The sequence below is a fragment of the Arthrobacter sp. 05L417 genome, assembly GCF_056397865.1.
Genome location: NZ_JBFTOG010000105.1, coordinates 1 through 691, shown reverse-complemented (window position 1 = coordinate 691; position 691 = coordinate 1). Strand labels below are relative to the sequence as shown.

The 691-nt window shown below is 61.0% G+C and carries 1 protein-coding gene; it reads left to right on the top strand.

The window, feature by feature from the left end; genetic code table 11:
* Positions 1-57: 57 nt before the first annotated feature.
* On the top strand, positions 58-691 hold a 634-nt coding region (locus tag AC1DJW_RS26505; protein ID WP_476902958.1), incomplete at its 3' end, for an efflux RND transporter permease subunit.

The window sequence follows — 691 nt, the reverse complement described above, 5'->3', positions numbered from 1 at the left end:
GCGGTGATCATTCCGGCGCTGGCRCTGCCGGTKTCGCTGRTSGGCACCTGYGCGGTGATGTATYTGCTSGGMTACAGCCTGGATAACCTGTCGCTGATGGCGCTGATYATCGCCACCGGCTTYGTGGTGGAYGAYGCSATYGTGGTGCTGGARAACATCACCCGTCACATTGAGCGCGGGCTGAGCCCGCTGCGGGCGGCGCTGCGCGGGGCGCAGGAGGTGAGCTTCACCGTGCTGTCGATGACCGTGTCGCTGATCGCGGTGTTCATCCCAATCCTGCTGATGGGCAGTATTGTCGGGCGGCTGTTCCGCGAATTCGCCGTGACGCTCACCGTGTCGCTGCTGATCTCGCTGTTTGTCTCGCTGAGTCTGACGCCGATGCTCTGCGCCCGGCTGCTGAAACCGAAACCGCCCGTCAGCCTGCGGCCGCATCCGCTTTATCAGTTGATTGAAAACCAGCTGAATCGCCTGCTGGCCGCCTACGGACGCGGGCTGRCCTGGGTAATGCGCCATCAGAAGCTGACGCTGCTCAGCCTGCTGCTGACCGTACTACTGAATGTTTTTCTCTTCGTCGTGGTGCAGAAGGGTTTCTTCCCCAATCAGGATACCGGGCTGCTGATGGGTGCGCTGCGCGCCGATCAGAACATCTCGTTCCAGGCGATGAAGCCGAAAATGCTGATGTTCACGCAGA